Source organism: Nostoc sp. (assembly GCF_036917095.1).
GTDB lineage: Bacteria > Cyanobacteriota > Cyanobacteriia > Cyanobacteriales > Nostocaceae > Nostoc.
On sequence record NZ_JBALFH010000045.1, the window covers coordinates 176,902 to 192,334 of the forward strand.

Consider the following 15,433-nt stretch of genomic DNA (forward strand, 5'->3'; position numbering starts at 1 on the left):
GAAAGGAAATTGCCCAATCTAACTGGAGTAACGCTATGAATCTTGTATCAGGTATTCACCATGTTGCAGTGGTAACAGCAGATATCGACCGATTTATCGACTTCTATACTGATGTATTCGAGATGCCAGTAATCTTTCAAGAGACAACCCCAGCCTTTCGTCACGCACTTCTACGGGCTGGCTCACAGTGCGTGCTTCACGCAGCAGAGATGCCTGATAATGTCCATAGCTTTGGGTTGCCGGATATGTTTGCACGAGGACACATCGACCACTTAGCTTTGAATGCCTCAACAGAATCAGCATTCCAGATTATCCGCCGCAAACTCATAGATCGGGGCGTGACTGATGGCGCGATCGCCGACCTTGGCCCAGTACTTAACCTGTCATTTTCCGATCCTGATGGTATGCATATCGAAGTTTGCCTCATCGTCGATGCCTCACTTCAGGGTTTTCACCAACCGCGACCATATGTAGAAACTGTCAACCAATAGGATAAAAATCAGACTAAAATGACTTGCATTGAGCACTATCGTTTGCGAGAAGCTTAGAATAGCACCTCGCAAACTATACCGCTTGGTAATGGCAGAGTGCTAATAAAGATTAAACAACCACAAAATTCTTTTCGCTTACTGACAATCCAACAGATAATTGTGCAAATTGTACCTGAGTAAACCCAGACGCACTGCCATCAAGGTCAAAATACAGTCCACCTGTAACACTGTTGTAAATAAATCGCTGAGTGTTAGTAGTTGCAGATGTTCCGATGGTAAACTGAGTTGCCTGAAGTGAACCTATTGATAAGCGGCTATCAAACCCAGCAGCCGATACTTGAATGAGTTCATTAGTCGCGTTGAAGTCATAAAGATAATCAACACCTTCATAATCATTCCAACTATTGAAAACAAAGGTATCAGTACCATCCCCTCCATAAAGTGTATCGTTATCTGAACTGCCAGTATAGGAAGTATAATCGCCATAACCATAGCCCCCGGAGAGCGTATCGTTGCCATTACTCCCCACAATATTGTCATCGTAGGCTGTACCTAAGATATATAATCTTTCGATATTGTTGTAGCTAACCTGATTCGTTCCCGCCGTAATCGATCCAATATGACTAGTGGCATCAAAAGTCGAAGTGATTCCCTTGGCAGTACCATAATAGTTATAGTACAAAAACAAATCGTCACCTGTATCCCCATTTATCGTATCATTGCCACGATTGCTACCATAATCATAGCCCACGGAGAGCGTATCATTCCCACTACTCCCCACAATATTGTCATCGTAGCTTGTACCTGAGATATTCAATCGTTCGATATTGTTGTAGCTAACCTGATTCTTGCCCGCCGTAATCGATCCAATATGACTAGTGGCATCAAAAGTCGAAGCGATCCCTCCTGTTACATTACGGTAATTGACGGACAACACATCGTCACCCTTCTCTCCATCTATCGTATCTTTGCCACCATATCCCGTGGAGAGCGTATCGTTCCCACTATTCCCTACAATGTTGTCATCGTAGCTTGTCCCTGAGATATTTAATCCTTCGATCGACTTATAGTTAACCAGATTCGTGCCCGCCGTAATCGATCCAATGTTAGTAATGGCATTGAATGTTGTTCTAATCCCCTCACCAGCATTGGTGTAATCAACGGACAAAAAATCGTCACCCTTACCCCCATCTACTGTTTGAGTCACTAAATAAGAGACGCCAGAACGATACGAGGATGGGGCGCTTACATAGATGGAATCATTCCCATCGCCCCCAGAAAGTAGGTTATTGCCTGTTGAACCGCTAGCATCCAAGGTATCGTTACCAGCGCCACCGTCAAGGGTATTATTGCCTAAGGAGACAGTTTCGTAGTATGAATCGTAAATATATTTAGGAAAGCCAGAGACAATAAGAGAATCATTGCCATCGCTTCCAGAGAGGAGGTTATTGCCTTTTGAACCGCTAGCACTCAAGGTATCGTTACCAGCGCCACCGTTAAGGGTGTTATTGCCCAAGGTGCGAGTGTCTTTGTACCGGAAGTAGTCACCACCAGGTGATGAGTAATAGCCAAAAACAGAGACAGAATCATTGCCATCGCCTCCAGAGAGGAGGTTATCGCCTGTTGAACCGCTAGCACTCAAGTTATCGTTACCTGCACCACCGTTGAGGGTGCTATTGCCTAAGGTGCGAAGGTCACCGCCTTGTTCGTTGTAGCTGGAATAGTACTGGTAGCCAGAGGCAAAGAGAAAGTCATTGCCATCATCACCATCGAGCAGGTTATCGCCTGATGAATAATCCGCATTCAAGGTATCGTCACCAGTACCACCAGTAAGAGTATCATTTCCCGCACCACCTCTGAGAATGTCGTTGCCACTCAAACCGCCAATAATGTCATCACCCTCTTGACCATTGATTACATCATCTGAGTTGTCAAAGCCGTTGACATTGTTGGAGAGGTCGTTAAGAAAGGTGACTGTGTTCTTTTTAAAGATAGTGCTTTGAGTGGAGTTGGCATTGAAAACATCAAAGTTGTCCGTGATGCTAGGAAGCCCATCAAACAGGATATTACCTAAATCTACAGTGGCTCCTGTCGATTTGCTGAGGTTATTCAGATTTTCCAGAGCAAAGTTTTGCAGAATGACTTTGGCATCATCTATACCTTCAAAGGTGATTTCCAAATTGTTACCATTCTGGGTAAGCAGCATATTTTGGGCAGTAAAACCTGCACCTTGTTGGAATTTTATGCTGTCCACTTCGGCAATGATTCCTGCCGAGGGATTTACGCCTTTACCTACGCCACCGAAATCAGTAATGGTATCAATCCCGGTGTCGTAGTTGTAAATAAATTGATCTTTGCCACCGTTACCAGTTAAGGTGTCATCCTTAGTTATGTCCGTCCCGTCACTGCCCTTCAAGGTATCATTACCGTTGGTTCCAATGATATTTGCCACAATTTTTACCTAACTAATATGAACCTATCTTATTATTCTAAAAATCCATACTTATTTTCATAAAATGTGCTTGAAAATCTTGATTTTTAGTTTTCAGTTCTCAATAAGCTTAAGCTTTGTAGCACAAATATCATTAGTGGGATAGGCTCAATATGGAATGCATGGGCTGAGAAAGTTGAGCTTACTATTAACTTATTTACTTTTTAGGTTACAAAATGCTGCTTGGTTTGATATGATGTCCGGCTGATTAGTTATGATTCCTCCATCTGTGCAAAAATCTGAAAACTCTTTCTCCCCTGCCCCCTTGCGGTCTTAATGATAAGTCTTTAACCGAACAAACACGATATGATGGGAGTGAGGACGGTGGCAAGCTACGTCCCAAAGATTGGCGAGGTGCTCGGCATTGCTGACGGTGAACCATTTTGGAACGGGTTCGCGGCTGGCCCCCGGTGCGATCGCTCACAAAACCGCAAACCCAAAGACTAGTGGCGAACTTCAGTCCGTGAATTATTGATTTTAAATTCTTTTTTAAAACTTGAGTATTTCCCAATTATAGTTGTCGGGAAAAGGTTCTATTTCCCAGACTATGCTTTCTCCTGCTTCTAAGGCAACCTCTACGTAGAGTTGTTCTACAGCCGTTGTGGCTACATCTTCGTTATTGGGGAAAGGCTGTAAATCTTCGGTAAGTAAGCGGAGTTTAAAACCACCGGGAATAGCTGCACCGATCGCAGCGTTACGTAATTCAAAACGCCAAATAGTTGCATCTGGCTCATCTTGTGGTATGATCAAAAATTCGTAAATTTGACCTGCGATCGCCAACTGACGAGAGAGAATAGTATTTGGTTGTGTGTCTTCCACACCCCGCGCCCCAGCAACACTGAGTTGTAAATCAAAGCTTCCCCAACCAACAGCCTCAGCAACTTGAGAAACACCGCTTTGCAACCATTGGAGAACTGACCACTGTTCTGGTAATCCTAAGCGTCGTTGATATAAGTTTTGTCGCCAACCGCCATGTTGAATTAATCCGCCCCACAGTTGAAAAGGGATTTCTTGGCGGGGTGTAAGTATTTCCGGGTTTGCCAGACGGGCAATTAAATTTTCTGCTTGTTGTGGCGATAAGCTGGGAATCTCTGCAATTACGCTACGAGTGGGTTCTTCTGGACACAATTGACGCGCCATCGCTAAAACGCTGATGTCGTTGATTATATCAGTAGCATCCAGGGAATAAGTGCGATCGCTGGCATCATAACTGCCTTGAGTTTTCAGTTTTTCATGGCTACAATAACCCCAAATCCTGACATACCCTTCATCTGGTTCAACTTGCACAGCTAAATAATAATCACCTACCCAACTAGGAATATCCACCCATTCTTGGGGGACTCGCAATTCACTTAAATCAATTGCTTCACTAGGAACTAAGACTAATCTTGTTGTATCAAACGTGAGTGCAATTCCATTAACCAGTTCCCAGAAACTGGGTAAAGCAGTGGTAGTTGGCCAAACTTTTGTCTGTGGTGTCCAGTCTTCTTGCAACCATAGCAAGATAGCACCCAGGCAAAGTTGATTAATATAAGCTTGATAGCGAGAATTAGCATTAGAAAAAGCTTGATTATTTAAATCCGCTTGGTTTTGGGTAATTACAGGGATTTCCAAAACCATATCTGTTGGGTTAGTGAGAGTAAATACAGTAGTCATAAAGATTGGGGATTGGGGTTGGGCAGAAGGCATTGGGCAGGAGGCAGAAGTTTTTTAATTTTTAATTTTTAATTTTTAATTTATTTCTCCCCCACTCCCTTGTCATACACCATAGTAATTTTTCAACCATTCCTCCATTAGTATGTTTATATTCTTGAGTAGGTCTGAAGTAATGGAAATATGCAAACTATCTTTACTCCAATTAGCTAAAAAGCGTAACAAAGTTTCTTGGGCTTTTTTTAGTCGCCGTGAGACAGTATATTGCTGTATTTGTAATTGTTTGGCAATTTGGTCTTGAGTTAGTTCTTTAGCATAATAAAGTTGCAACATTTCTTGTACTTGCGGTTCAAGTTGAGCGATCGCAGCCACTAAAACTTTGTTAATCTCAGTTTGTTGAAAGTTTCTTGTTTGTTCTTCTTCTTGAGCAAGAATTTCATTAATTAGAGATTCTTGTTGTGTTCCGGGAATATTATCAAGCCACTCCCACGAATCATCGCCCCCTTTAGGGATATTGAGAGAGTCAACAGGAAAATAACGATAGCGGCGTGCGGCTTTAGCAGCAGTTAAAAGCCACTTTTCTAGGGTTTGGGAATTGACTTGCTGACCACTTTGTGAATTATAAGCTTTAGCGATCGCCTCCCAAATCTCGTTATCTGGTTGAGGAATTTGGCGAGAAGTACCTTTTTGTGTTGGGATATATAGAGTTTTGAAACAGTTCCAAGCGAGAACGTAATCGTTAATATCTTTTAGCAACAAACCTGCATTTTGTAAAGACTCCACCAAAAACTTTTTAGTAATTTTTCGTAATAATCCCCAATCTGTACAAATATCAATTTCACGATTTTGGCGTAAATTTTCCCGAATAGCACTGCTAAAGAGGGCAGTAGCGTAGTTTTTTAAAATAAAGCCTCGATCTGGATTAAATCCTTTGAGGACTTTATCAACTTGAGCGATCGCAATTTGAAAACAGTCTGATAACTTATACTGAGTACTCGCAAAACTGTTAACTGTTTTTTGGGATGCCCAATAACAGGATTCTTGCAAGTAAGCTACCAGATGCTCTTTAGCCAGTAGCTTCGTTTCAGATATCAGCCAAAATTTATACCAATACAAAGCCCAAAAATGTTCTGAAGTTTCTTGAGGCGTGCGGTTGAGACAACTTTGCATACTGCGACGTAGCTTTGATTCCGTCGCCCAACCACTGAAGCGATCGGCGTCAAATTGCACAAAAGTTGAAAATATTTCAATGATGCTTTGCCGAGGATGCATAAAAAATTGTCACCCAACCTATAGGAAGACTGAAAGCGTTAGACAATACCTACACAAACTTTACTACAAGGGGTGAGGATTATATTTCGACTTCACAGAAATTTTGAGTATTCGGTATATTTCTCTTCTTGTGCATAGGTTTGAGGTTTTTCTGCCTCATAAATGTTTAATTACCGTTAGAAAATTCAAGTATTAAACCTCACTTATGTGGGGTTTTTATGTTTACAGTCAAATTGAATTGTTCCAGGAAAAGAACTTTGATAAAATTCTCAAAAAATTTCCAAAGACTGCATAAAAAAATCAAAGTAAACCTATTGGTTAAGTGAAAGGTGAAAAAGCTGAAACGTAAGTAGCCTTTCAAACTTGACAAATTCAGTCACAGTAATAAAAACAAGAAATAAACTTCAAGGAGAATCAGAATGAAAATTACAAGTTCAACTTCTACACGTTTAGCATTAGTAATGGGTTTAGCAATTGCTAGTTCAATTATTAGTACTGTAGCTAAAGCTGAATCTATCCCAGATTTAGTAAATTCTCATACTAGCATATCCAATAAACCTTTTATTAGCAATGCTGTCCGTCGCGATACTCTTCATAATTTGAACCAACGACCGTTGAATAGTGTATTAGACACTGACGGTGGTAAAACAAAAGAATCCAGCGATAAAGGCAAAGATGCTAGTGATAAAGGTAAGGATAGTAAAGAGACTTGCGAAAGTGGTAACTGTGGTGGTGGTCTTATAGATAGAGTTAATCCAGTTATTTTACCAGCAGAGCAACTGAAAATTCCTGTACTACAAAATGTGCGTCCTCAAACTTTAATTAAAGTTAACAAGCCAATCTTCTAAAGAATAGAGATTGTGAAAAAACAGATTCTCGACTTCTTCAAAAAGTCGGGAATCTAAGCCTCCGATGAGAAAAATGATGGACTAAATATTATGGATTTATTAATTATTGGTTCAAGTGATGACATTTTTTGCCAAGCAGTTAACGAATTGGTTAGAGAAAAAGGTTATACGAGTGCAGTTTTAGATGTTTGCAATGCTGCAAGAATGTTTTCTATCAGTGTTACTTCTGAAAAACCAGATATTACACCAGAAATCCCCGTTATTTTACGAATTCCGCCACAGATGCCCATTCGCACTAGTTTTGATGATTCTTTTATTTATGATGAGTGTCTTGCTACTTTATGGGCAGCGATGACATTATCTAAATCACCAGTAATTAATCGTCCAACTGCAAACAGTCTTTGGGGTAATTTATCATATTCTTCTAACTTGACTAAATTAAAGGCTGGTTATACTAGCAATTTAGAAGTATTCTCTTCGCAAGTTCCACCATCACCGCAAGCATTACTCGATAAACAATGGTATCTCCAAGATTTAACTACTTATAATACTGCTGCATATCCAGAAATCCCTGAAGGGGTGGGGCCATTTCGCGCAAGTTGGGTTTCGGCTAACCTGGAATATGAAATTGTTGTTGTTTTAGAAGATAAAGCATGGCGTTGCACCAATACATCTCTAGAACATTTGCAGCTAGAAGAAAAAAGTATTTCGCTGCTGAGAAATTTAGATTTGGTATTTGGCACTGTAACTTGGAGTATTGATAGCAACCTAGAGAGTGCCAATATTGCTCGTATTAACCCTTATCCATCGCTGGAAGAAATACAGTTTGTTTGGTCAGATTTTGCTCCCGCACTTTTGGAGACTATTTTCTCATGATTTATGCAATTGGTCTTGATTCAGATCGTACTTTTTGTCATTTTGTTAACTATGCTGAATCTCGTGGTGCCGAAGTCCAAGTAATTAATTTACGCGAAGTGATTCAAAATGGAGATTGGAGACTAGCATTACCCGATGATAATCAAAGCTGGATAAGTTGTTCTAGCCAAAAGTATCTATTAAATCCTCATGGTTCTTATTATTGTCGCTTGATTGACCTTTCAACCGTACAATCAGATGTACAAGATGCGATGCGATGGAAAAGTCTTCTTGCTGCACTTTGCTGTTGGCTAGAACATATTCCCGGTAACGTAATTAATCGTCCTGGTGCTGGTGCAAATAATTTCTCAAAACCGCTTCATGAATTTCATCTAAAATCTTTAGGTTTTCAAGTTGCTGATAGCTTTACTAGTTCCAATCCAGAAGTTCTAGCTGAGTTTGCTAACGCTGGATTAACAATTGTTAAGACAACATCGGGTGTTCGTGCCGATAGTAGACTGGTAAAATCAGAGGAGTTTCTCGATTTCCACCCAGACGCTGGCCCAGTTCATTTGCAAAGATATATAAAGGGCGCTGATGTGCGGGCGCATGTAGTGGGTAATAGAGTTCACGCAGAATTGATAAAATGTCCACAGGTAGACTATCGCAATTTTCATGAAGAAGCTGAGTATATTGAGTGGGAGTTACCAGAAGCTTTACACCAAAAAATTATTAATGCAACAGCTGCGTTGGGGTTAAAGTTTGCAGGTTGGGATTTTAAAGTTACTGACTCTCTAGAGTACTGGTGTTTAGAAGTTAATCCAATGCCGGGATACGATGGATATGATATTCGGGCAGATGGGAAAATCACAGACTCGCTATTAGCTTTGATTACAGAAGATATTACAGGAAATAGTATTAGTTGGTGTACAGATTCGAGTGATGAAATTTTCTCAGAACAAATTGTGACATTTGAACAGTGTAATGATATTTGTTCTGTAATTCATAGTTTAAGAGAATTATGGATAAAACGAGGAAACTCCCCAAAGTTTTTCTATACTTTAGGCACAGCTAGTTACTTAGATTTTTTAAATCAACCTAATTTTTCTAAGGATTATTATACTATAGCTCATGAATATAATCTAATTCTAGAACTACACTTAGGTTGGCTTTATAAGTTAATCAAAGAATATTTAGAGCAGACGCTTAAAAACCCTGTAATGTATAAACCAGATGCAGCGTTGCCCGGTTTTCATATTTGGCAAGATTCTAATCTGATCACGAAACCAAATGCTACCACACACTTCGATTTGCAATACCGAAACCTGAAATGGGATGAAGATAAACTCGATACTGTAAACACAATATCCTTTACTTTACCAATTAAACTGCCTAAAAGTGGGGGTGGGTTGAATGTTTGGGATTTTAACTATATAAATGATTATAGTCAAGCGATCGCAGGTGATGTAGAGATTCTTAAACGATTTAGAACCAAAACTTTTCATGATTACAAAGTTGGTGAAATTGTCTTGCACAGTGGACACACACTTCATCAGATTGCACCAACTACTTGTATTTATCCTGACGATGAAAGAATAACTCTGCAAGGTCATGGATTGTTTTGCGATGGTCAATGGTTACTTTACTGGTAATACGACACCCCAACATCCGACAAGTGTTTGTATAGAAAATTTATCGGTTTAGGATTGCAATTCAGTTATTATTAATTTTGTATAGCAATCTTATCTGAGTTGTAGTTTTATCCTAAAGTATAAGTCACAAATCGTTAGGAATGAAAGACTTTTTGATCAAATTTTGGCATCTTTGCAAATATTTTGCTGTTGTTAAGCGGTTATTTAGCTTCTTGAATAATTATCAACAATTTTATTTTCCTAAGTTACAACAGTATCTACCTTGTTTACCTGACTTTTCACGGTATCTGGAAAACCTCTCTCTAAATCTCTCTCCTTTTAGGAGAGAGACTTTGAATTTTCCCCCTTCCCGCGTCGGGAAGGGGGTTAGGGGGTTAGGTTAATCGTTGGCTTTTCCACATAATGTGAAAAGTCAGCCTTGTTTACAACGCATTTAGGACTACTATAATGCCACCAATTGGGATCGCTAGTCGCTCAACTTCAGTCAAACAAACTGCAACTCCTAAGCTATGGCTAATCTTGGTGGGAGTCAATCAATATCAAGATGACGGATTACCCAGCCTGAGTTATTCAACAGTAGATTGTCAGGGTTTAGCAGAAGCATTGGTAGATGCATCTGCACAATTTACTCAAACAGAGGTAACAATACACCATGATTTTGCACCGCAACCACCATCTTTAGAAAACATCCGTGCTAGTCTGCGGCAAATTACCACTGCGGCTCAACCTATTGATACTATTCTATTTTATTTTTCTGGACATGGAATTGTAGAACCAAACACGCAGCAAGCATTTTTGTGTTTGGCAGATACTGAAAAATCTCATCTTCAAAACACAGCTTTAGCTTTGCAAGAACTTTTGCTGTTGTTGGGTAATAGCGGAGCGCAAAATCAGCTTGTTTGGCTAGATGCTTGTCATAGTGGCGGTATGACACTCAGAGGTACAACAATAGAATCATTGCTGAATGCTACACCAAAAATGGTTGAAGTATTACAGCAGCGTGCTGCTAAAAGTAAAGGTTTTTATGCCTTGCTTTCCTGTGATGCTAACCAGCAATCTTGGGAGTTTCCCGAATTGGGACATGGGGTGTTTACTTATTATTTAATGAAAGGATTGCAAGGTGAGGCAGCAGATAGCCAAGGCTTAATTTATGTAGATAATTTGTATCGATATGTATATCATCAAACTCTCCAATATATAGATAAAAGTAATCAACAATTGCGGCTGATTAATCAGCAGAAAAAAACTAAAGGAGAAACTCAACTTTTTCGAGAATATCCGTTGCAAACTCCTAAACGAATTGTTGAGGGAGTTGGGGAACTAATTGTAGGGAAAAGATTAACCCAGGCAACTCTTGGAGTGCATCGCCGGATAGGAATAGTAGTAGAGGGATTATCAGTCAGCAAAATAACACTAGATATTAGCAAATTTCTCGGAAGTACTGGAGATTTTGCACTAGAGTATTTGCCAGCAACAAAAGTATCTGCCGATCGCATCAAAGAAGCGATCGCTCGTCATTTACAAAAACCAGCATCAGAAGTGATTCTCCTTTATCTGCGGGGACGAATTGAAGAAACCGACGCAGGCGAATGGTTATTGCTGGGAGAAAATATCCGCATCAAGCGTTCCTGGTTGAAACAACAGCTACGCCTCTGTACCGCTCAACAAATTATTATCCTCGATTGTCCTGTAGCTAATACATCCTTGCAAAATTGGGTAGAAGATTTGCACATTGACTCCCACCAAGGACAATGTTTAATCGCCTACGCCTCACCTGCTGAGGAACCAGAACGCTTTGCCCAAAAATTTCTTGATACTTTGATGGCGGCAACACATACAGATGGACTCTCAGCCGCCGGGGCGATCGCTCAACTACAATTATCCTTGGCAGGTAGCGGTGTTCCTCTTTACATCTGGCTATCAGGCACGCAAGGCATTATAGAAATTCTCCAAGCAAAAACTTACACGAACACATCAGAACCAGCCACAGGATTGGATTTGGGGGTATGCCCATATATGGGACTAAATGCTTTTTTGGAAGAAGATAGTCAATATTTTTACGGCAGAGAAGCTTTAACTCAGCAGTTAATTCACCAACTACGCGATCGCTCTTTTCTAGCCGTCATCGGTGCTTCTGGAAGCGGCAAATCTTCAATTGTGCAAGCTGGTGTAATTCCCCAACTGCGATTGGGCAAACAAATACCCAGCAGCGAACAATGGTGGATTAGAAGTATTCGTCCAGGGGGAAATCCTCTGGAAGCTTTAGCGCGGCGGCTTGGGGGAGCGGAGGGGCAGGGGAGCAGAGGGGCAGAGGGGCAGAGGGGCAGAGGGGCAGAGGAGCAGGGGGAGCAAAAGAATTATTCTTACCCTTTTGCCAATCACCAGTCCCCAATCACCAGTCCCCAATCCCCCTATCTCTTGTTAGAGGGAATATTTCACCAAGGGGTAGAGGGATTTGTTTACTGGATACGCAACCAACCGCATCGAGTTGTGGTGCTAGTGGTAGATCAGTTTGAGGAACTCTTTACTCTAGCTGCAACCGCAGACAGAGAGCTATTTTTAGAATTATTGCTGGGAGCGGTGCAATATGCTGGCGATCGCTTCAAATTAATTATTACTTTACGGGCAGACTTTATTGCCTCCTGTTTAGAAGTACCAGCACTGGCTAAAGCTTTGCAGGATTTGAGTGTGTTAGTTCCACCGAAGCTAAGTTTGGATGATTATCGGCGGGTGATTCTTAACCCGGCTCAACAAGTCGGGTTAAAAGTAGAACCAGAACTGGTGGAAGTATTGTTGCGGGAGCTAAATCACTCGCCAGGAGATTTACCGTTATTAGAATTTGTTTTAGAGCAATTATGGCAATATCGAGTTGCTGGTGAGTTGACTTTACAAACCTATCAAGAGCAACTAGGCGGAATTCAAGGAGCATTAGAGCGATCGTCTCAGGCTGTTTACGAAAGTTTAGATGCCCAAATGCGAGAGTGTGCTAAATGGATTTTTTTATCCTTGACGCAACTAGGTGAGGGTACAGAAGATACCCGCAGACGGGTACATAAATCAGAGTTAATAGTCAAAAAATATCCCGCCGCATTGGTAGAAAAAACCCTCAACGCCCTAACTGCTGCCAAGTTAGTGGTGATGAATTTAGAAGAAGAAGTAACAAAAGGACAAAGTAGACAAGGAGAACCAGAAAACATTTCTCCCCCTGCCTCCCCTGCCCCTCTGCTCCCCTGCCCCTCTGCCTCCCCTGCTCCCCTGCTCCCCTTCTCCCCTTCTCCCATCACAGTAGAAGTCGCCCATGAAATCCTCATCCGTCATTGGTCAACTTTACGCTGGTGGTTAGAAGAAAATCGCGATCGCTTGCGAAAACAAAGGCAAATTGAACAGGCTTCCCAATTGTGGCTGCAACGTAGTCAGCAAGCTGATTTTTTGTTGCAAGGAGTGCGACTAGCAGAGGCAGAAGATATCTATATTAAATATACCGACGAACTTTCTGCTGATGTACAACGGTTTATTGAAGCTTGTTTAGTACAAAGAAAACAACAGCAACAACAAGAGAAAAGAAGACTCAAGCAAGCCCAAAGGGCTGTAGTTGCACTCAGTGTTTTGGGATTAGCGGCAGTCTGTTTTGGCTCTTTAGCCTATTGGAAATCCCAAGCAGCTCAATTGCGAGAAATTGAAGCATTAAATGCCTCATCTCAAGCTAATCTTTTATCACATCAGCAGCTAGAAGCGTTAATTGCCAGCGTCAAAGCAGGTAAACAGCTAAAAAACACTTTTGGCGCACCAGCCGAGTTGCAAACTCAGACTCTCAATGTTTTACAACAAGTAATTTCTGGAACCCAAGAACGCAACCGTTTGGAAGGGCATAGTGCTGAAGTATCGAGCGTGAGTTTCAGTCCTGACGGCAAAACAATTGTATCGGCTAGCAACGACAAAACGGCCATAATTTGGGGACGGGATGGCACAAAGTTACGAACATTAACAGGGCATACTGATATTGTGCGGAGTGTCAGTTTCAGCCCAGATGGTCAAACGATCGCAACTGCTAGTTTCGATCGCACCGTCAAGCTGTGGAGAACTAGCGACGGTGGTTTAATTAGAACACTAAAAGGTCATACTGCGGAAGTTCTGAGTTTATCTTGGTCTGCCAACGGTAAGACGATCGCCACTGGTAGCGCCGATCGCACTGCTAAAATTTGGCAAGTTAGCGATGGTCATTTGCTGAGAACTTTTAGTGGTTATAAAGATTTTGTTAATAGTGTCAGTTTTAGCCCTGATGGTGAAACTTTGGCGATCGCTAGTGCAGATAAGACTGTTAAACTTTGGAGGGTTAGCGATGGATTGTTGCAAAAAACTCTACTTGGGCATAGCGCCGGAGTTTCCAGTGTCGCTTTTAGCCCCGATGGTCAAATAGCTTCAGCCAGTGAAGATAAAACCGTGAGACTCTGGCGCAGAGATGGTACCCTGCTAAAAATTATTGCAGCGCACAATGCAGGAGTTCTCAGCGTCAACTTCAGCCATGATGGTCAAACCTTAGCTTCCACCAGCGCTGATAGCACAATCAAACTTTGGAGTTCTAAGGACGGCTTTTTACGCCAAACTTTACTAGGACATAGCATTGCAGTCTATAGCGTCAGTTTTAGCCCAGATGACCAAACTTTAGTTTCGGCTGGCGCTGATAAAACTGTTAGACTTTGGCAGCGAGATAATCCTTTATTCAAAACTCTCACAGGATATCAAGGTCAACTCTATAGTGTGAGTTTTAGCCCCGATGGGCAAACTCTAGCCACCGCAGGTCTTGATACTACGATCAAACTTTGGCGAACTCGTGACGGAACTTTGCGCCAAACTCTGGAAGGTCATAGTACTTCAGTTTATGGACACAGCGATGAAGTCTACGGTTTAGCCTTCAGTCCTGACGGCGAGACATTAGCCTCAGCGAGTCTTGACCATTACATTAAACTTTGGCGGACTCGTGACGGCTATATGATTAAAACCCTCCAGGGTCATCGCAGCAATGTCAATAGTCTCAGCTTTAGCCCTAATAGTCAAATTCTGGCAAGCGCCAGTGCTGATATGACCATTAAACTTTGGAATATTCAAAGAAAAGCTTTAATTAAAACTCTCCAAGGACACACGGCTGAAGTTTTGAGCGTTCGTTTCAGCCCTGATGGTCAAGTATTAGCCTCAGCTGGTAGGGATAACAAAGTTTTGCTTTGGAGAGTTAAGGATGGCAAGTTACTGTATAATTTGCCAGGACATACTAATGCTGTCAACGCCATCAGTTTTAGTCCTGATGGTCAAGTACTCGCCTCGGCTAGTGCTGATAAAACTATCAAACTCTGGCAAGTCAGCAATGGAACTTTACTACAAACTCTTACAGGACATACTGATGGCGTCTACAGCGTTAGCTTTAGTCCTGATGGCAAAATGATCGCCTCAGCTAGCGGTGATGGAAGCATCAAACTTTGGAACCGTGATGGCAGAGAACTCAAAACTCTTCCAGGTCATACTGATGCAGTATTGAGCGTCAGTTTTAGCCCTGATGGGAAATTTTTGGCTTCTGCCAGTTTTGATGGTACAGCTAAACTTTGGCGTCTTCTGAGCACAGAATTGCAAACCCAAGATTTAGACAATCTACTGATTCGCAGTTGTCATTTGCTAAAGGATTATCTCAAAACTAACCCGAATATTAGCGACCAAGAACGGGTTTCTCTATGTTCAGATTGACGGAGCTAGAATTGATCGTATTTTGTAAACCTGTACCCAGGTTTTGCAACAATGTATCTCTGCGGGGAGGTCTGGGCCCTGGGCCTTTTATCGGCGAGTTCCCACCGGTTGGCCCTGGTGATTGGTCATCTCCTGGGTTCCTGAGTTGATTCTCAATTACAGGAGTTTGAAACTCCCCTTGTACCAGAACTGGTTGTAAATTACCAACTTTGGGTGTAATAAGTTGTACAGGATTTGCCAAAGTAGGTAATGCAGTGAATAATATCGTTGGTAATGCGATCGCTAAACCCAAAATTTGCTTTTGCATATCAAGCCTTTTTCCTTTTAATATATACTTTCAGCTGAACTACTAGGGAGCCTGTACCTCTGTAGATACTTAGCTACAAACGCAAACAGCAGCATTCCAGATTATGGGTTTAAAACCCTTCAGTGACTTAA

General features: G+C 41.5%; 10 protein-coding genes. 6 read left to right on the forward strand and 4 right to left on the reverse strand.

Going from position 1 to position 15,433, the window contains the following annotated elements; translation table 11 throughout:
• Window positions 1-35: 35 nt before the first annotated feature.
• Complete coding sequence (locus V7L01_RS29020; protein ID WP_335041049.1) at window positions 36-491, forward strand: VOC family protein; 456 nt, start codon at window positions 36-38, stop codon at window positions 489-491.
• 109 nt (window positions 492-600) lie between these two features.
• On the opposite strand, the gene V7L01_RS29025 is transcribed toward V7L01_RS29020, so the two are convergent.
• Entirely contained in the window at window positions 601-2,943 is a 2,343-nt protein-coding gene (locus V7L01_RS29025) for a beta strand repeat-containing protein (RefSeq protein WP_335041050.1), read from the reverse strand.
• A gap of 363 nt (window positions 2,944-3,306) precedes the next feature.
• Here V7L01_RS29025 and V7L01_RS29030 point away from each other — a divergent pair, with 363 nt between their 5' ends.
• Window positions 3,307-3,429, forward strand: coding sequence for a hypothetical protein (locus V7L01_RS29030; protein WP_335041052.1), 123 nt, complete (start codon window positions 3,307-3,309; stop codon window positions 3,427-3,429).
• 42 nt (window positions 3,430-3,471) lie between these two features.
• On the opposite strand, the gene V7L01_RS29035 is transcribed toward V7L01_RS29030, so the two are convergent.
• Window positions 3,472-4,638 (reverse strand): DUF1822 family protein, encoded by a 1,167-nt coding sequence (locus V7L01_RS29035; protein ID WP_335041054.1) that lies wholly within the window; start codon window positions 4,636-4,638, stop codon window positions 3,472-3,474.
• 102 nt (window positions 4,639-4,740) lie between these two features.
• Window positions 4,741-5,907: a sigma-70 family RNA polymerase sigma factor gene (locus V7L01_RS29040; protein WP_335041056.1), complete on the reverse strand. Its 1,167-nt coding sequence runs from the start codon at window positions 5,905-5,907 to the stop codon at window positions 4,741-4,743.
• Between the two features lie 419 nt (window positions 5,908-6,326).
• Between V7L01_RS29040 and V7L01_RS29045 the strand changes: the two genes are divergently transcribed.
• The 4 genes from V7L01_RS29045 (at window position 6,327) to V7L01_RS29060 (ending at window position 14,995) form a co-directional block, all read left to right on the forward strand.
• Window positions 6,327-6,755, forward strand: coding sequence for a hypothetical protein (locus V7L01_RS29045; RefSeq protein WP_335041058.1), 429 nt, complete (start codon window positions 6,327-6,329; stop codon window positions 6,753-6,755).
• Window positions 6,756-6,845: 90 nt separating this feature from the next.
• The gene (locus V7L01_RS29050; protein WP_335041061.1) at window positions 6,846-7,631 is read left to right on the forward strand and encodes a hypothetical protein; all 786 of its coding nucleotides are present in this window, start codon (window positions 6,846-6,848) and stop codon (window positions 7,629-7,631) included.
• Entirely contained in the window at window positions 7,628-9,262 is a 1,635-nt protein-coding gene (locus V7L01_RS29055; protein WP_335041063.1) for an ATP-grasp domain-containing protein, read from the forward strand. Before V7L01_RS29050 ends, V7L01_RS29055 begins: the two co-directional genes overlap by 4 nt.
• Before the next feature lie 447 nt (window positions 9,263-9,709).
• A complete protein-coding gene (locus V7L01_RS29060; RefSeq protein ID WP_335041066.1) occupies window positions 9,710-14,995 on the forward strand; it encodes an nSTAND1 domain-containing NTPase in 5,286 nt (1,761 codons plus the stop codon).
• Here V7L01_RS29060 and V7L01_RS29065 read toward each other — a convergent pair.
• Entirely contained in the window at window positions 14,958-15,302 is a 345-nt protein-coding gene (locus V7L01_RS29065) for a hypothetical protein (RefSeq protein ID WP_335041069.1), read from the reverse strand. The genes V7L01_RS29060 and V7L01_RS29065 overlap by 38 nt on opposite strands.
• Between the last annotated feature and the right edge of the window lie 131 nt (window positions 15,303-15,433).